Here is a 16,797-nt window from a genome sequence, read left to right as displayed (position 1 = left end):
ATAAAACAATATTGAAAATTTCTTTTTGCTACGCCGTGTTTTCAATATTGGTGAGGGACTTAACAATATTGAAAGTTGGATTTATCTGCGTGTGACATTTTCAATATTGGTGATTAAAGTTTTATTTCCAAATTAAAGGGCGTGATATCTGTAATTAACACCACCGATATGAACGACGTTTCCTTCATGATTTCTGGAGATGCAATGAAGATTATTACTTGCTATAAGTGCGTGCCTGATGAACAGGATATTGCGGTCAATAATGCTGATGGTTCATTAGACTTCAGCAAAGCCGATGCCAAAATAAGCCAATACGATCTCAACGCTATTGAAGCGGCTTGCCAGTTAAAACAGCAGGCGGCAGAGGCGCAGGTGACGGCCTTAAGTGTGGGTGGTAAAGCCCTGACCAACGCCAAAGGGCGTAAAGATGTGTTGTCGCGCGGCCCGGATGAACTGATTGTAGTGATTGATGATCAGTTCGAGCAGGCACTGCCACAACAAACTGCGACCGTACTGGCTGCGGCTGCCCAGAAAGCAGGCTTTGATCTGATCCTCTGCGGCGATGGTTCTTCCGACCTTTATGCCCAGCAGGTTGGTTTGCTGGTGGGCGAAATCCTCAATATTCCGGCAGTTAACGGCGTGGGCAAAATTATCTCCCTGACGGCAGATACCCTCACCGTTGAGCGCGAACTGGAAGATGAAACCGAAACCTTAAGCATTCCGCTGCCTGCGGTTGTTGCTGTTTCCACTGATATCAACTCCCCACAAATTCCTTCGATGAAAGCCATTCTCGGCGCGGCGAAAAAGCCAGTCCAGGTATGGTCGGCGGCGGATATCGGTTTTAACGCAGAGGCAGCCTGGTCAGAACAACAGGTTGCCGCGCCGAAACAGCGCGAGCGTCAGCGCATCGTGATTGAAGGCGACGGCGAAGAACAGATCGCCGCATTTGCTGAAAATCTTCGCAAAGTCATTTAATTACAGGGGATGCTATGAACACGTTTTCTCAAGTCTGGGTATTCAGCGATACCCCTTCTCGTCTGCCGGAACTGATGAACGGTGCGCAGGCTTTAGCTAATCAAATCAACACCTTTGTCCTCAATGATGCCGACGGCGCACAGGCAATCCAGCTTGGCGCTAATCATGTCTGGAAATTAAACGGCAAACCGGACGATCGGATGATCGAAGATTACGCCGGTGTCATGGCTGACACTATTCGCCAGCACGGCGCAGACGGTCTGGTGCTGTTGCCAAACACCCGTCGCGGCAAATTACTGGCGGCAAAACTGGGTTATCGCCTTAAAGCGGCGGTGTCTAACGATGCTAGCACCGTCAGCGTACAGGACGGTAAAGCGACAGTGAAACACATGGTTTACGGTGGTCTGGCGATTGGCGAAGAACGCATTGTCACGCCGTATGCGGTACTGACCATCAGCAGCGGCACGTTCGATGCGGCTCAGCCAGACGCGTCACGTACTGGCGAAACGCACACCGTGGAGTGGCAGGCTCCGGCTGTGGCGATTACCCGCACGGCAACCCAGGCGCGCCAGAGCAACAGCGTCGATCTCGACAAAGCCCGCCTGGTGGTCAGCGTCGGTCGCGGTATTGGCAGCAAAGAGAACATTGCGCTGGCAGAACAGCTTTGCAAGGCGATAGGTGCGGAGTTGGCCTGTTCTCGTCCGGTGGCAGAAAACGAAAAATGGATGGAGCACGAACGCTATGTCGGTATCTCCAACCTGATGCTGAAACCTGAACTGTACCTGGCTGTGGGGATCTCCGGGCAGATCCAGCACATGGTTGGCGCTAACGCGTCGCAAACCATTTTCGCCATCAATAAAGATAAAAATGCGCCGATCTTCCAGTACGCGGATTACGGCATTGTTGGCGACGCCGTGAAGATCCTTCCGGCGCTGACCGCAGCTTTAGCGCGTTGATCCACTCTGGCAGGGCTGCATTTCGGCCCTGCCGCTGACAGGGAGCTCTTATGTCCGAAGATATCTTTGACGCCATCATCGTCGGTGCAGGGCTTGCCGGTTCGGTTGCCGCACTGGTGCTCGCCCGCGAAGGGGCGCAAGTGTTAGTTATCGAGCGTGGCAATTCCGCAGGTGCCAAGAACGTCACCGGCGGGCGTCTCTATGCCCACAGTCTGGAACACATTATTCCAGGTTTCGCCGAATCTGCCCCCGTAGAACGCCTGATTACCCATGAAAAACTCGCGTTTATGACGGAAAAGTCAGCGATGACTATGGACTACTGCAACGGTGACGAAACCTCGCCATCCCAGCGTTCTTACTCTGTTTTGCGCAGTAAATTTGATGCCTGGTTAATGGAGCAGGCCGAAGAAGCGGGCGCGCAGTTAATTACCGGGATTCGTGTCGATAACCTCGTACAGCGCGATGGCAAAGTCGTCGGTGTAGAAGCCGATGGCGATGTGATTGAAGCGAAAACGGTGATCCTTGCTGATGGGGTGAACTCCATCCTTGCCGAAAAGTTGGGGATGGCAAAACGCGTCAAACCGACGGATGTGGCGGTTGGCGTGAAGGAACTGATCGAGTTACCGAAGTCGGTTATTGAAGACCGTTTTCAGTTGCAGGGTAATCAGGGGGCGGCTTGCCTATTTGCGGGTTCCCCCACCGATGGCCTGATGGGCGGCGGCTTCCTTTATACCAATGAAAATACCCTGTCGCTGGGGCTGGTTTGCGGCCTGCATCATCTGCATGACGCAAAAAAATCGGTGCCGCAAATGCTGGAAGATTTCAAACAACATCCGGCCGTTGCACCGCTGATCGCGGGCGGCAAGCTGGTGGAATATTCCGCTCACGTAGTGCCGGAAGCAGGCATCAACATGCTGCCGGAGTTGGTTGGTGACGGCGTACTGATTGCCGGTGATGCCGCCGGAATGTGTATGAACCTCGGTTTTACCATTCGCGGTATGGATCTGGCGATTGCCGCCGGGGAAGCCGCAGCAAAAACCGTGCTTTCAGCGATGAAAAGCGACGATTTCAGTAAGCAAAAACTGGCGGAATATCGTCAGCATCTTGAGAGTGGCCCGCTGCGCGATATGCGTATGTACCAAAAACTACCGGCGTTCCTTGATAACCCACGCATGTTTAGCGGCTACCCGGAACTGGCGGTGGGCGTGGCGCGTGACCTGTTCACCATTGATGGCAGCGCGCCGGAACTGATGCGCAAGAAAATCCTCCGCCACGGCAAGAAAGTGGGCTTCATCAATCTGATCAAGGATGGCATGAAAGGAGTGACCGTTTTATGACTTCTCCCGTCAATGTGGACGTCAAACTGGGCGTCAATAAATTCAATGTCGATGAAGAGCATCCGCACATTGTTGTGAAGGCCGATGCCGATAAACAGGCGCTGGAGCTGCTGGTGAAAGCGTGCCCCGCAGGTCTGTACAAGAAGCAGGATGACGGCAGTGTGCGCTTCGATTACGCCGGATGTCTGGAGTGCGGCACCTGTCGCATTCTGGGGCTGGGGTCGGCGCTGGAACAGTGGGAATACCCGCGCGGCACCTTTGGTGTGGAGTTCCGTTACGGCTGATGTTGGTTTGATACGTAACGCCGTACTAACTCTCATTGCAAAAAAACAGGAATAACCCATGCAACCGTCCAGAAACTTTGACGATCTTAAATTCTCTTCTATTCACCGCCGCATTTTGCTGTGGGGAAGCGGTGGTCCGTTTCTGGATGGTTATGTACTGGTAATGATTGGCGTGGCGCTGGAGCAACTGACTCCGGCGCTGAAACTGGACGCTGACTGGATTGGCTTGCTGGGCGCGGGAACGCTCGCCGGGCTGTTCGTCGGCACATCGCTGTTTGGCTATATCTCCGATAAAGTTGGACGGCGCAAAATGTTCCTCATTGATATTATCGCCATTGGCGTGATATCGGTGGCGACGATGTTTGTCTCATCCCCCGTCGAACTGCTGGTGATGCGGGTACTCATCGGCATTGTCATCGGCGCGGATTATCCCATCGCCACCTCGATGATCACCGAGTTCTCCAGCACCCGTCAGCGGGCGTTTTCCATCAGCTTTATTGCTGCCATGTGGTATGTCGGCGCAACCTGTGCCGATCTGGTTGGCTACTGGCTTTATGATGTGGAAGGTGGCTGGCGCTGGATGTTGGGCAGCGCGGCGATCCCCTGTTTGTTGATTTTGATTGGTCGATTCGAACTGCCTGAATCTCCCCGCTGGTTGTTACGCAAAGGGCGAGTAAAAGAGTGCGAAGAGATGATGATAAAACTGTTTGGCGAACCGGTGGCTTTCGATGAAGAGCAGCCGCAGCAAACCCGTTTTCGCGATCTGTTTAATCGCCGCCATTTTCCTTTTGTCCTGTTTGTTGCCGCCATCTGGACCTGCCAGGTGATCCCAATGTTCGCCATCTACACCTTTGGCCCGCAAATCGTTGGTTTGTTGGGGCTGGGCGTCGGCAAAAATGCGGCGCTGGGAAACGTGGTGATTAGCCTGTTCTTTATGCTCGGCTGTATTCCGCCGATGCTGTGGCTAAACACTGCCGGACGGCGTCCATTGTTGATTGGCAGCTTTGCCATGATGACGCTGGCGCTGGCGGTTTTGGGGCTGATCCCGGATATGGGGATCTGGCTGGTAGTAATGGCCTTTGCGGTGTATGCCTTTTTTTCTGGCGGGCCGGGTAATTTGCAGTGGCTCTATCCTAATGAACTCTTCCCGACAGATATTCGCGCCTCTGCCGTGGGCGTGATTATGTCCTTAAGCCGTATTGGCACCATTGTTTCGACCTGGGCACTGCCGATCTTTATCAATAATTACGGTATCAGTAACACGATGCTAATGGGGGCGGGGATCTCGCTGTTTGGCTTGTTGATTTCCGTAGCGTTTGCCCCGGAAACACGTGGGATGTCACTGGCGCAGACCAGCAATATGACGATCCGCAGGCAGCGAGCGGGGTAATTTATTCAGATTTCTCTCTTTTCTGAATCAATATTATTGACTATAAGCCGCGTGAATATGTGACTACACTTTGTGGGAAAATAAAGGCGTAAACACGCGGGCTAATAACTATGATCCTCATAATTTATGCGCATCCGTATCCGCATCATTCCCATGCGAATAAACGGATGCTTGAACAGGCAAGGACGCTGGAAGGCGTCGAAATTCGCTCTCTTTATCAACTCTATCCTGACTTCAATATCGATATTGCCGCCGAGCAGGAGGCGCTGTCTCGCGCCGATCTGATCGTCTGGCAGCACCCGATGCAGTGGTACAGCATTCCACCGCTCCTTAAACTTTGGATCGATAAAGTCCTCTCGCACGGCTGGGCTTACGGTCACGGCGGTACGGCGCTGCATGGCAAACACTTGCTGTGGGCGGTGACGACCGGCGGCGGGGAAAGCCATTTTGAAATAGGTGCGCATCCGGGCTTTGATGTGCTGTCGCAGCCGCTACAGGCGACGGCAATCTACTGCGGGCTGAACTGGCTGCCGCCGTTTGCCATGCACTGCACCTTTATTTGTGACGACGAAACCCTCGAAGGGCAGGCGCGTCATTATAAGCAACGTCTGCTGGAATGGCAGGAGGTACATCATGGATAGCCATACGCTGATTCAGGCGCTGATTTATCTCGGTTCGGCGGCGCTGATTGTACCCATTGCGGTACGCCTCGGTCTGGGATCGGTACTTGGCTACCTGATCGCGGGCTGCATTATTGGCCCGTGGGGGCTGCGACTGGTGACTGATGCCGAATCTATTCTGCACTTTGCCGAGATTGGCGTGGTGCTGATGCTATTTATTATCGGCCTCGAACTCGATCCACAAAGGTTGTGGAAGCTGCGTGCGGCAGTGTTCGGCGGTGGCGCATTGCAGATGGTGATTTGCGGCGGCCTACTGGGGCTCTTCTGCATGTTACTTGGGCTGCGCTGGCAGGTAGCGGAATTGATCGGCATGACGCTGGCGCTCTCCTCTACGGCGATTGCCATGCAGGCGATGAATGAGCGTAACCTGATGGTGACGCAAATGGGACGCAGCGCCTTTGCGGTGCTGCTGTTCCAGGATATCGCCGCGATCCCGCTGGTGGCGATGATCCCGCTACTGGCGGCGAGCAGTGCCTCGACGACGATGGGCGCATTTGCTCTCTCGGCGTTAAAAGTGGCGGGTGCGCTGGTGCTGGTGGTATTGCTGGGGCGCTATGTCACGCGTCCGGCACTGCGTTTTGTTGCCCGCTCTGGCTTGCGGGAAGTATTCAGCGCCGTGGCTTTATTCCTCGTGTTTGGCTTTGGTTTGCTGCTGGAAGAGGTTGGCTTGTCGATGGCGATGGGCGCGTTTCTGGCGGGCGTACTGCTGGCAAGCTCGGAATACCGTCATGCGCTGGAAAGCGATATCGAACCATTTAAAGGTTTGCTGCTGGGGCTGTTTTTCATCGGTGTTGGCATGTCGATAGACTTTGGCACGCTGCTTGAAAACCCATTACGCATTGTCATTTTGCTGCTTGGTTTCCTCATCATCAAAATTGCCATGTTGTGGCTGATTGCCCGGCCATTACAGGTGCCGAATAAACAGCGTCGTTGGTTTGCGGTGCTGTTAGGGCAGGGCAGCGAGTTTGCCTTTGTGGTGTTTGGTGCGGCGCAAATGGCAAATGTGCTGGAGCCGGAGTGGGCGAAATCTCTGACCCTGGCGGTGGCGCTGTCGATGGCGGCAACGCCGATTCTGCTGGTGATCCTCAATCGCCTTGAGCAATCTTCTACTGAAGAAGCGCGTGAAGCCGATGAGATCGATGAAGAACAGCCGCGCGTGATTATCGCCGGATTCGGTCGTTTTGGGCAGATCACCGGACGTTTATTGCTCTCCAGTGGGGTGAAAATGGTGGTGCTCGATCACGATCCTGACCATATCGAAACCTTGCGTAAATTCGGCATGAAAGTCTTTTACGGTGATGCCACGCGGATGGATTTACTGGAATCTGCGGGAGCGGCGAAAGCGGAAGTGCTGATTAACGCCATCGACGATCCGCAAACCAATCTGCAACTGACGGAGATGGTGAAAGAACATTTTCCGCATTTGCAGATTATTGCCCGCGCCCGCGATATCGATCACTACATCCGTTTGCGACAGGCTGGCGTTGAAAAGCCGGAGCGTGAAACCTTTGAAGGTGCGCTGAAAACCGGGCGTCTGGCACTGGAAAGTTTAGGTCTGGGGCCGTATGAAGCGCGAGAACGCGCCGATGTGTTCCGCCGCTTTAATATTGAGATGGTGGAAGAGATGGCAATGGTTGAGAACGACACCAAAGCCCGCGCGGCGGTCTATAAACGCACCAGCGCGATGTTAAGTGAGATCATTACCGAAGACCGTGAACATCTGTCATTAATTCAACGACATGGCTGGCAGGGAACCGAAGAAGGTAAACATACCGGCAACATGGCGGATGAACCGGAAACGAAACCCTCATCCTAATAAAGAGTGACGTAAATCACACTTTACAGCTAACTGTTTGTTTTTGTTTCATTGTAATGCGGCGAGTCCAGGGGGAGAGCGTGGACTCGCCAGCAGAATATAAAATTTTCCTCAACATCATCCTCACACCAGTCGACGACGGTTTACGCTTTACGTATAGTGGCGACAATTTTTTTTATCGGGAAATCTCAATGATCAGTCTGATTGCGGCGTTAGCGGTAGATCGCGTTATCGGCATGGAAAACGCCATGCCGTGGAACCTGCCTGCCGATCTCGCCTGGTTTAAACGTAACACCTTAAATAAACCCGTGATTATGGGGCGCCATACCTGGGAATCCATCGGCCGCCCGCTGCCAGGACGCAAGAATATTATCATCAGCAGCCAGCCGGGTACGGACGATCGCGTAACGTGGGTGAAATCGGTGGATGAAGCCATCGCGGCGTGTGGTGACGTACCGGAGATTATGGTGATTGGCGGTGGTCGCGTTTATGAGCAGTTCCTGCCCAAAGCGCAAAAACTGTATCTGACGCATATCGACGCGGAAGTGGAAGGCGATACCCATTTCCCGGACTACGAGCCGGATGACTGGGAATCGGTGTTCAGCGAATTCCACGACGCCGATGCGCAGAACTCTCATAGCTATTGTTTTGAGATTCTGGAACGGCGGTAAGTTTGTATAGAATTTACGGCTAGTGCCGGATGCGACGCCGGTCGCGTCTTATCCGGCCTTCCTGTATCAGGCTGTGTTTAAGACGCCGCCGCTTCGCCCATATCCTTATGCCGGTTCGATGGCTGGACGAAATACTGCTTATCTTCCCAGCGCAGGCAGGTTAATGTCCCACCCCAGCAGCATCCGGTATCCAGCGCGTAAATACCTTCCGGCGTACCTTTTCCTTCCAGCGATGCCCAGTGACCAAACACAATATTGTACTCTTCGCTAACTGGCCCTGGAATGGTAAACCACGGTTTCAATGGTGCTGGCGCGTCTTCTGGCGACTCTTTGCTGTACATATCCAGTTGACCGTTCGGGAAGCAAAAACGCATACGGGTAAAAGCGTTGGTGATAAAACGCAGTCGTGCCAGTCCGCGTAACTCTGGCGTCCAGTTGTTTGGCATGTCGCCGTACATGGCGTCGAGGAAGAAAGGATAGGAGTCACTCGACAATACTGCTTCTACGTCGTGAGCACACTCTTTAGCAGTCTCTAAGTCCCACTGCGGCGTGATCCCCGCGTGAGCCATCACCAGCTTTTTCTCTTCGTCGATTTGCAGCAGAGGTTGGCGACGCAGCCAGTTAAGCAGCTCATCAGCGTCGGGCGCTTCCAGCAGCGGTGTCAGGCGGTCTTTCGGTTTATTACGGCTGATCCCGGCGAATACCGCCAGCAGATGCAGATCGTGATTACCCAGCACCAGACGCACGCTGTCGCCTAAGGATTTTACATAGCGCAGAACATCAAGCGAACCAGGCCCGCGAGCGACCAGGTCACCCGTCAGCCAGAGGGTATCTTTCCCAGGGGTAAATTCTATTTTATGCAGCAAAGCGATCAGTTCATCGTAACAACCATGAACGTCGCCAATAAGGTATGTCGCCATATTATTTTAATGAATGAGTATTGGAACGGAGAGTCGAAATACAGGAATGTCGATGCTGAATGGAACGCCATTTTCATCGATCATTTCGTAGTGACCCTGCATGGTGCCCATCGGTGTTTCGATTATCGCACCGCTGGTGTACTGGTACTCTTCGCCAGGGGCGATATGCGGCTGAACGCCCACCACACCTTCGCCCTGGACTTCGGTTTCACGGCCATTGCCGTTGGTGATCAGCCAGTAACGCCCCAACAACTGCACTGGCGCTCGCCCCAGGTTGCGTATGGTTACGGTATAAGCAAAAACGTAACGTTCATTATCAGGTGAAGATTGTGCTTCAATGTAAACACTTTGAACCTGAATACACACTCGGGGCGAATTGATCATCGTTAACTCTCCTGCAAAGACGCGTTCTCCGCCAGATAGTTCGCCATCTGGCAATATTGCGCGACAGAGATATTTTCCGCTCGCATCGCCGGGTCGATGCCCATTCCCGTTAACACCTCGACGCTAAACAGGTTGCCGAGGCTGTTACGAATGGTTTTACGACGCTGGTTAAAGGCTTCGGTGGTGATACGGCTTAACACGCGAACATCTTTAACCGGGTAAGGCATCGTTGCATGAGGAACCAGGCGCACGACGGCGGAATCCACTTTTGGTGGTGGTGTAAAGGCCGATGGCGGTACTTCCAGCACCGGGATCACGTTGCAATAATATTGCGCCATGACGCTTAATCGACCATACGCTTTGCTGTTCGGTCCTGCAACCAGACGATTCACCACCTCTTTTTGCAACATAAAGTGCATGTCGGCAATGGCATCAGTATAGCTAAACAGATGGAACATCAACGGTGTGGAGATGTTATACGGCAGGTTACCGAAAACTCGTAGCGGCTGACCCATTTTCTCAGCCAGCTCACCGAAGTTAAAGGTCATCGCATCCTGCTGATAAATCGTCAGTTTCGGGCCTAAGAATGGATGCGTTTGCAGACGTGCCGCCAAATCGCGGTCAAGTTCGATGACTGTCAGTTGATCCAGACGTTCGCCGACTGGCTCGGTCAACGCTGCCAGACCGGGGCCGATTTCGACCATCGCCTGACCCTTCTGCGGGTTAATGGCAGAAACAATGCTGTCGATCACGAACTGATCGTTGAGAAAGTTTTGCCCGAAGCGTTTACGGGCTAAGTGGCCCTGGTGGACTCGTTTATTCATTGGGTATTAACAATCATTTTGATGGCGAGATTAAGCGCCGTAATAAAACTGCCGACATCGGCTTTGCCACGTCCCGCCAGTTCCAGCGCGGTGCCGTGGTCCACTGATGTGCGAATAAAGGGCAGGCCCAGCGTAATATTCACACCGCGCCCGAAACCCTGGTATTTTAGCACGGGAAGACCCTGATCGTGGTACATCGCCAGCACTGCGTCGGCGTTGTCGAGATATTTAGGCTGAAACAGGGTATCGGCAGGCAAAGGCCCGTTGAGTTTCATCCCCTGCGCCCGTAACTCGTCGAGCACCGGAATGATGGTGTCTATCTCTTCCGTGCCCATATGACCGCCTTCGCCCGCGTGCGGATTCAGGCCACAGACCAGAATGCGCGGCTCAGCAATACCAAATTTGGTTTGCAAATCGTGATGCAAAATAGAAATGACTTCATGCAGCAGGGGCGGGGTGATGGCGTCAGCGATATCGCGCAGCGGTAAATGCGTCGTTGCCAGCGCCACGCGAAGTTCTTCGGTTGCCAGCATCATCACGACTTTTTTTGCCTGCGAACGCTCTTCGAAAAACTCGGTATGACCGGTAAACGGAATGCCAGCGTCGTTAATGACGCCTTTATGCACGGGGCCGGTAATCAGCGCGGCAAATTCACCGTTCAGACAGCCATCACACGCTCGCGCCAGCGTCTCTACCACGTAATGCCCATTTTCAACCGTTAATTGCCCCGCAGTCACAGGTGCACGTAGCGCGACAGGAAGTAGCGTTAATGTGCCCGCAGTTTGCGGTTGTGCAGGGGAGTCTGGGGAGTAAGGGCGGAGAGTAAGCGGCAAACCGAGCATCGCTGCCCGGTCAGTAAGGAGAGTGGCATCGGCACAAACAACCAGTTCGACCGGCCACTCACGCTGTGCAAGCTGGACAACTAAGTCCGGGCCAATCCCGGCTGGCTCGCCGGGAGTGATCACAACACGTTGGGTTTTAACCATTAGTTGCTCAGGATTTTAACGTAGGCGCTGGCGCGTTGTTCCTGCATCCAGCTTGCTGCTTCTTCCGAGAACTTACGGTTCATCAGCATACGATAAGCACGATCTTTCTGCGCAGCGTCGGTTTTATCGACATTACGGGTATCCAGCAGTTCGATTAAATGCCAGCCGAATGAAGAGTGAACCGGTGCGCTCATTTGACCTTTGTTCAGGCGGGTCAACGCGTCACGGAAGGCCGGATCGAAAATATCTGGCGTAGCCCAGCCGAGATCGCCGCCCTGGTTGGCAGAGCCTGGATCCTGAGAGAACTCTTTCGCCGCAGCGGCAAACGTGGTTTTACCACTCTTGATGTCCGCTGCAATTTGCTCCAGTTTTACGCGAGCCTGTTCGTCAGTCATGATCGGCGACGGTTTCAGCAGAATATGGCGAGCATGAACTTCGGTTACCGAAATATTTTTGCTTTCGCCGCGCAGATCGTTAACTTTCAGGATATGGAAGCCAACGCCAGAACGAATCGGACCAACAATATCGCCTTTCTTCGCGGTGCTTAATGCCTGGGCGAAAATTCCCGGCAGTTCCTGAATGCGACCCCAGCCCATCTGGCCGCCGTTCAGCGCCTGCTGATCGGCAGAGTGAGCGATCGCCAGTTTACCGAAATCAGCGCCATTACGCGCCTGATCGACAATGGCACGCGCCTGTATTTCCGCTTCGTTTACCTGCTCAGAAGACGGGTTTTCCGGCAGCGGGATCAGGATGTGGCTTAAGTTCAGCTCAGTGCTGGCATCGTTTTGATTACCGACTTGTTGCGCCAGAGCTTCAACTTCCTGCGGCAGGATGGTGATGCGACGACGCACTTCGTTGTTACGCACTTCAGAGATAATCATCTCTTTGCGGATCTGGTTACGATAGGTGTTGTAGTTCAGACCATCGTAGGCCAGACGGCTGCGCATCTGATCCAGCGTCATATTGTTCTGTTTGGCAATATTGGCAATCGCCTGATCGAGCTGCTCATCGGAGATTTTCACTCCCATTTTCTGCCCCATCTGCAAGAGGATTTGATCCATGATCAAACGCTCCATGATTTGGTGGCGCAGCGTCGCGTCATCAGGAAGTTGCTGCCTTGCCTGGGCGGCATTCATTTTTACCGACTGCATTAATCCATCAACGTCGCTTTCCAGCACGACGCCGTTATTGACGACGGCTGCGACTTTATCGACTACCTGGGGGGCAGCGAAACTGGTATTCGCGATCATCGCGATACCGAGAAGCAGCGTTTTCCAGTTCTTCATACTTTTTCCATTTCAATTAACCGCACTGCGGATTACGTGGTAAATCAACAAATCACAAAGAGTTTTGATACGGCAGAATGTTCGAACGCAGCATCTCTTGCGTACCCAGACCGTAGTTGGAGCTCAGGCCGCGAAGTTCGATGTTAAAGCCGATTGCGTTGTCATATACCGCATGTTGTTTATCGTTATCCCAACCGTTCAGCTTCCGCTCGTAACCGACGCGAATCGCATAGCAGCAGGAGCTGTATTGCACGCCTAACATTGAGTCGGCTTGCTTGTTCGCATTGGTGTCGTAGTAGTAAGCCCCGACAATTGACCAACGATCGGCGATTGGCCAGCTGGCGACTGCGCCTACCTGCGAAATACCGTTTTTGTACTGCTCGGCGGTGGAATAGTACTTAGGCAGCGTAGCCTGAATATATTCCGGGCTGGCGTAGCGGTAGTTCAGCTGTACCAGACGGTCTTCATCCCGACGGTATTCAATGCTGGTGTTACTGGTGGCTACGTTATCCAGACGAGTATCGTACTGAATGCCGCCACGCAATCCCCAGCGTTCGGAGATGCGCCAGTAGGTATCGCCTGCCCATACCAGTGAGCCCGTTTTGTCGTCATTCTCCCATGTTATGTTGTCATCGCCGGTGCGAGACTCCGTGAAGTAGTAGATTTGACCAACGGAAATATTAAAACGTTCAACGGCTGCGTCATCATATACGCGAGTTGTGACACCGGTCGTCACCTGGTTAGCCGAAGCAATACGGTCAAGACCACCGTAAGTCCGGTCCCGGAACAGGCCAGAGTAGTCAGATTGCAGCAGAGACGAGTCGTAGTTGTAGATATCGCTCTGATCGCGATACGGCACATACAGGTATTGCGCGCGCGGTTCCAGCGTCTGGGTGTAACCCGGCGCCAGCATTTCCATATCGCGTTCAAAGACCATTTTGCCGTCAACTTTGAATTGCGGCATTACACGGTTAACAGAATCTGCCAACTTATTGTTTTGTGGGTTGCTGTTATACCAGTCAAGATTGGTCTGTTGATAATGCGTCGCCATCAGTTTGGCTTCGGTATTCAGACTCCCCCAGTTATTCGACAACGGAAGATTGATTGTCGGTTCAAGGTGCAGACGTGTGGCTTCTGGCATATTGCTATTGGTATTTACAAAATGCACAGCCTGACCATAGATGCGGGTATCAAACGGACCGAGATCGTTATGGTAGTAATTGACGTCTAACTGCGGTTCAGCGGCGTAGCTGTTGCCACTGGTATCATCAAAAACCTGGAATTGTTTATGCGAAAGCGTGGCGTCAAAGTTCTGCACTGCATAGCCAACGCTGAATTTTTGCGTGGCGTAGCCGTCAGTACTGGAACCGTACTTGTTATCGAAGTCATTGAAATAGCTGGGATCGCTGACTTTGGTGTAGTCAATGTTAAAGCGCCACACCTGATCCATGACCCCGGAGTGTTGCCAGTAGAACAACCAGCGACGTGAGTTATCATCGTTCGGGTGTTCATCTTCATAGACTTTATCCGAAGGCAGATAATCCAGTTCCATCAAGCCTGCGCCTGCCTGGGTGAGATAACGGAATTCGTTCTCCCACATGATGTTGCCACGACGATGCATATAATGCGGCGTGATGGTGGCATCCATATTTGGCGCGATGTTCCAGTAATATGGTAGGTAGAACTCAAAGTAGTTGGTAGTGGTGTACTTGGCGTTCGGGATCAAGAAACCAGAGCGACGTTTGTCACCCACCGGCAACTGCAAATATGGGCTATAAAAGATCGGTACCGGACCCACCTTAAAGCGGGCGTTCCAGATCTCCGCAACTTGTTCTTCGCGGTCATGAATAATTTCGCTACCTACCACGCTCCAGGTATCGGAACCTGGCAAACAGGAAGTAAAGCTACCGTTATCCAGAATGGTGTAGCGGTTTTCGCCACGTTGTTTCATCAGGTCCGCTTTACCACGACCCTGGCGACCCACCATCTGGTAATCACCTTCCCAGACGTTGGTATCTTTGGTGTTCAGATTCGCCCAGCCTTTCGGCCCTTTGAGGATCACCTGGTTATCGTCGTAATGGACATTACCGAGCGCATCAACAGTACGTATCGGCTCCGGTTGTCCTGGTGCCTCTTTTTGATGGAGCTGCACTTCGTCGGCCTGCAGACGGCTGTTACCCTGCATGATATCTACGCTGCCAGTAAACACGGCGTCATCGGGGTAATTCCCCTTTGCGTGGTCAGCATTAATCGTCACGGGTAAGTCGTTAGTATCGCCCTGTACCAGAGGACGGTCATAGCTTGGCACGCCCAACATGCACTGTGAGGCGAGGTCGGCTGCCAGTCCCTGTTGACTATAAAGGGCGGTGGCAATCATGGTGGCCAGGAGAGTGGGGATACGTTTTTTCATACGTTGATTTTATTGTTCCATCATCGGTAACGTTGCGCGTGACAAACGGTCAGAGACTAACGTACTCGTCATCTCTACGCTAGTGTTAATCCTGTCCGAATAGCGTCAGTGGTGTTAGGCACGGCATTGAATGACAGGTATGATAATGCAAATTATAGGCGATGTCCCACAATTGACCGCAGCCGGAAAACGGTAAAAGCACCTTTATATTGTGGGAGATAGCCCTGATATCCGTGTGTCGATTTGGGGAATATATGCAGTATTGGGGAAAAATCATTGGCGTGGCCGTGGCCTTACTGATGGGCGGCGGCTTTTGGGGCGTTGTATTAGGTCTGTTAATCGGCCATATGTTTGATAAAGCCCGCAGCCGCAAAATGGCGTGGTTCGCCAACCAGCGCGAGCGTCAGGCGCTGTTTTTTGCCACCACTTTTGAAGTAATGGGGCATTTAACCAAATCCAAAGGACGTGTTACTGAGGCTGATATTCATATTGCCACATTGCTCATGGATCGGATGAATTTACACGGTGCTTCCCGTACTGCGGCGCAAAATGCATTTCGGGTGGGAAAATCAGACAATTACCCGCTGCGCGAAAAGATGCGTCAGTTTCGCAGTGTTTGCTTTGGTCGTTTCGACTTAATTCGTATGTTTCTGGAGATCCAGATTCAGGCGGCGTTTGCTGATGGTTCACTGCACCCGAATGAACGGGCGGTGTTGTATGTGATTGCTGAAGAGTTAGGGATCTCCCGCGCCCAGTTTGACCAGTTTCTGCGCATGATGCAGGGTGGGGCGCAATTTGGCGGCGGTTATCAGCAGCAATCTGGCGGTGGTAACTGGCAGCAAGCGCAGCGTGGCCCGACACTGGAAGATGCCTGTAACGTGCTGGGCGTGAAGCCGACGGACGATGCAACCACCATTAAACGAGCCTACCGTAAGCTGATGAGCGAACACCATCCGGATAAGCTGGTGGCGAAAGGTTTGCCGCCAGAGATGATGGAGATGGCGAAGCAGAAAGCGCAGGAAATTCAGCAGGCGTATGAGCTGATTAAGCAGCAGAAAGGGTTTAAATAAGTTTCAGAGCGAGTAAGAAATTGTAGGCCGGATAAGACGCGCCAGCGTCGCATCCGGCGATCAGCATCCGGCGGCACAAATTGCCGGATGCGGCGTGAACGCCTTATCCGGACTACCGGACTGCGCCGTCGTCACTATCAAAAATCCGCTGGCGCCTTAAACGTCATACTATTGCCATATGCCGGATGGGTAATCGTCAACATCTCTGCATGTAGCAGCAAACGCGGTGCCATCGCCCTGGCTTCTGGTGAAGCATAAAAACGATCGCCGAGAATCGGATGCCCCAGCGCCAGCATATGCACACGTAGCTGATGCGAACGTCCGGTAATCGGCTTTAACACCACTCTTGCCGTGTTATCCGCCGCATAATCCACGACTTCATATTCTGTCTGCGCAGGCTTACCCGTTTCGTAACAGACTTTCTGTTTCGGGCGGTTTGGCCAGTCGCAAATCAACGGCAGATCCACCAGACCTTCCGCAGGGGATGGATGCCCCCAGACGCGAGCCACATACTGTTTTTTCGGCTCGCGCTCGCGGAACTGGCGTTTTAATTCCCGCTCCGCAGCTTTAGTCAGCGCCACTACAATCACGCCGCTGGTGGCCATATCCAGACGATGCACCGATTCCGCCTGCGGATAATCGCGCTGAATGCGCGTCATCACGCTGTCTTTGTGCTCTTCCAGACGTCCCGGCACAGACAACAAACCGCTCGGCTTGTTGACCACCATAATGTGATCATCCTGATACAGGACAACCAGCCAGGGTTCCTGCGGCGGATTGTAGTTTTCCATCCCCATCTTCGGCTCCG

At 53.0% G+C, this 16,797-nt stretch carries 16 protein-coding genes; 9 read left to right on the top strand and 7 right to left on the bottom strand.

Annotated elements, in window-relative coordinates; genetic code table 11:
* Positions 1-204: 204 nt before the first annotated feature.
* From A7098_RS08910 to folA, 8 genes are all read left to right on the top strand, one after another.
* Entirely contained in the window at positions 205-975 is a 771-nt protein-coding gene (locus tag A7098_RS08910; protein ID WP_105280684.1) for an electron transfer flavoprotein FixA, read from the top strand.
* 14 nt (positions 976-989) lie between these two features.
* Positions 990-1,931, top strand: coding sequence for an electron transfer flavoprotein subunit alpha/FixB family protein (locus tag A7098_RS08905; RefSeq protein WP_001091503.1), 942 nt, complete (start codon positions 990-992; stop codon positions 1,929-1,931).
* 50 nt (positions 1,932-1,981) lie between these two features.
* A complete protein-coding gene (locus A7098_RS08900) occupies positions 1,982-3,268 on the top strand; it encodes an FAD-dependent oxidoreductase (protein WP_001287739.1) in 1,287 nt (428 codons plus the stop codon).
* Entirely contained in the window at positions 3,265-3,552 is a 288-nt protein-coding gene (gene fixX, locus A7098_RS08895; RefSeq protein ID WP_000203741.1) for a ferredoxin-like protein FixX, read from the top strand. Before A7098_RS08900 ends, fixX begins: the two co-directional genes overlap by 4 nt.
* Positions 3,553-3,610: 58 nt before the next feature.
* A complete protein-coding gene (locus A7098_RS08890; protein ID WP_001183199.1) occupies positions 3,611-4,942 on the top strand; it encodes an MFS transporter in 1,332 nt (443 codons plus the stop codon).
* A 110-nt stretch (positions 4,943-5,052) separates the two neighbouring features.
* On the top strand, positions 5,053-5,583 hold the full coding sequence (kefF, locus tag A7098_RS08885; protein ID WP_105280683.1) for a glutathione-regulated potassium-efflux system oxidoreductase KefF: 531 nt from the start codon (positions 5,053-5,055) through the stop codon (positions 5,581-5,583).
* Positions 5,576-7,438, top strand: a complete 1,863-nt coding sequence (kefC, locus tag A7098_RS08880) for a glutathione-regulated potassium-efflux system protein KefC (protein WP_105280682.1) — start codon at positions 5,576-5,578, stop codon at positions 7,436-7,438. The genes kefF and kefC overlap by 8 nt, the downstream gene beginning before the upstream one ends.
* A gap of 191 nt (positions 7,439-7,629) precedes the next feature.
* On the top strand, positions 7,630-8,109 hold the full coding sequence (folA, locus tag A7098_RS08875) for a type 3 dihydrofolate reductase (RefSeq protein ID WP_024212612.1): 480 nt from the start codon (positions 7,630-7,632) through the stop codon (positions 8,107-8,109).
* Positions 8,110-8,186: 77 nt separating this feature from the next.
* Here folA and apaH read toward each other — a convergent pair whose 3' ends face one another.
* Genes apaH through lptD form a run of 6 tightly spaced genes read right to left on the bottom strand, consistent with a single transcriptional unit; the run spans position 8,187 to position 14,919 of the window.
* Entirely contained in the window at positions 8,187-9,029 is an 843-nt protein-coding gene (gene apaH / locus A7098_RS08870; protein ID WP_000257166.1) for a bis(5'-nucleosyl)-tetraphosphatase (symmetrical) ApaH, read from the bottom strand.
* Between the two features lie 6 nt (positions 9,030-9,035).
* Positions 9,036-9,413, bottom strand: coding sequence for a Co2+/Mg2+ efflux protein ApaG (apaG, locus tag A7098_RS08865; RefSeq protein WP_000610899.1), 378 nt, complete (start codon positions 9,411-9,413; stop codon positions 9,036-9,038).
* Positions 9,414-9,415: 2 nt separating this feature from the next.
* Complete coding sequence (gene rsmA, locus A7098_RS08860) at positions 9,416-10,237, bottom strand: 16S rRNA (adenine(1518)-N(6)/adenine(1519)-N(6))-dimethyltransferase RsmA (protein ID WP_001042779.1); 822 nt, start codon at positions 10,235-10,237, stop codon at positions 9,416-9,418.
* The gene (gene pdxA / locus A7098_RS08855) at positions 10,234-11,223 is read right to left on the bottom strand and encodes a 4-hydroxythreonine-4-phosphate dehydrogenase PdxA (RefSeq protein ID WP_000241237.1); all 990 of its coding nucleotides are present in this window, start codon (positions 11,221-11,223) and stop codon (positions 10,234-10,236) included. The genes rsmA and pdxA overlap by 4 nt, the downstream gene beginning before the upstream one ends.
* Positions 11,223-12,509, bottom strand: coding sequence for a peptidylprolyl isomerase SurA (surA, locus tag A7098_RS08850; protein WP_105280681.1), 1,287 nt, complete (start codon positions 12,507-12,509; stop codon positions 11,223-11,225). The genes pdxA and surA overlap by 1 nt, the downstream gene beginning before the upstream one ends.
* A gap of 52 nt (positions 12,510-12,561) precedes the next feature.
* Entirely contained in the window at positions 12,562-14,919 is a 2,358-nt protein-coding gene (lptD, locus tag A7098_RS08845; RefSeq protein ID WP_105280680.1) for an LPS assembly protein LptD, read from the bottom strand.
* Between the two features lie 254 nt (positions 14,920-15,173).
* Here lptD and djlA point away from each other — a divergent pair, with 254 nt between their 5' ends.
* Positions 15,174-15,989: a co-chaperone DjlA gene (gene djlA, locus A7098_RS08840; protein WP_001200584.1), complete on the top strand. Its 816-nt coding sequence runs from the start codon at positions 15,174-15,176 to the stop codon at positions 15,987-15,989.
* A gap of 137 nt (positions 15,990-16,126) precedes the next feature.
* Here djlA and rluA read toward each other — a convergent pair whose 3' ends face one another.
* Positions 16,127-16,786: a bifunctional tRNA pseudouridine(32) synthase/23S rRNA pseudouridine(746) synthase RluA gene (gene rluA, locus A7098_RS08835; protein WP_000525207.1), complete on the bottom strand. Its 660-nt coding sequence runs from the start codon at positions 16,784-16,786 to the stop codon at positions 16,127-16,129.
* Positions 16,787-16,797 lie beyond the last annotated feature (11 nt).

The organism is Escherichia sp. MOD1-EC7011, from assembly GCF_002965005.1.
Lineage (GTDB): Bacteria > Pseudomonadota > Gammaproteobacteria > Enterobacterales > Enterobacteriaceae > Escherichia > Escherichia ruysiae.
Note: the sequence above shows the minus strand (reverse complement) of the source record. Positions and strands in the feature narration are given on the sequence as shown.

Bases quoted from the DNA above. Each gene is read 5' to 3' on its own strand.
- A7098_RS08910 (WP_105280684.1), top strand. From the start codon at position 205: ATGAAGATTATTACTTGCTATAAGTGCGTGCCTGATGAACAGGATATT.
- A7098_RS08905 (WP_001091503.1), top strand. From the start codon at position 990: ATGAACACGTTTTCTCAAGTCTGGGTATTCAGCGATACCCCTTCTCGT.
- A7098_RS08900 (WP_001287739.1), top strand. From the start codon at position 1,982: ATGTCCGAAGATATCTTTGACGCCATCATCGTCGGTGCAGGGCTTGCC.
- fixX (WP_000203741.1), top strand. From the start codon at position 3,265: ATGACTTCTCCCGTCAATGTGGACGTCAAACTGGGCGTCAATAAATTC.
- A7098_RS08890 (WP_001183199.1), top strand. From the start codon at position 3,611: ATGCAACCGTCCAGAAACTTTGACGATCTTAAATTCTCTTCTATTCAC.
- kefF (WP_105280683.1), top strand. From the start codon at position 5,053: ATGATCCTCATAATTTATGCGCATCCGTATCCGCATCATTCCCATGCG.
- kefC (WP_105280682.1), top strand. From the start codon at position 5,576: ATGGATAGCCATACGCTGATTCAGGCGCTGATTTATCTCGGTTCGGCG.
- folA (WP_024212612.1), top strand. From the start codon at position 7,630: ATGATCAGTCTGATTGCGGCGTTAGCGGTAGATCGCGTTATCGGCATG.
- apaH (WP_000257166.1), bottom strand. From the start codon at position 9,029: ATGGCGACATACCTTATTGGCGACGTTCATGGTTGTTACGATGAACTG.
- apaG (WP_000610899.1), bottom strand. From the start codon at position 9,413: ATGATCAATTCGCCCCGAGTGTGTATTCAGGTTCAAAGTGTTTACATT.
- rsmA (WP_001042779.1), bottom strand. From the start codon at position 10,237: ATGAATAAACGAGTCCACCAGGGCCACTTAGCCCGTAAACGCTTCGGG.
- pdxA (WP_000241237.1), bottom strand. From the start codon at position 11,223: ATGGTTAAAACCCAACGTGTTGTGATCACTCCCGGCGAGCCAGCCGGG.
- surA (WP_105280681.1), bottom strand. From the start codon at position 12,509: ATGAAGAACTGGAAAACGCTGCTTCTCGGTATCGCGATGATCGCGAAT.
- lptD (WP_105280680.1), bottom strand. From the start codon at position 14,919: ATGAAAAAACGTATCCCCACTCTCCTGGCCACCATGATTGCCACCGCC.
- djlA (WP_001200584.1), top strand. From the start codon at position 15,174: ATGCAGTATTGGGGAAAAATCATTGGCGTGGCCGTGGCCTTACTGATG.
- rluA (WP_000525207.1), bottom strand. From the start codon at position 16,786: ATGGGGATGGAAAACTACAATCCGCCGCAGGAACCCTGGCTGGTTGTC.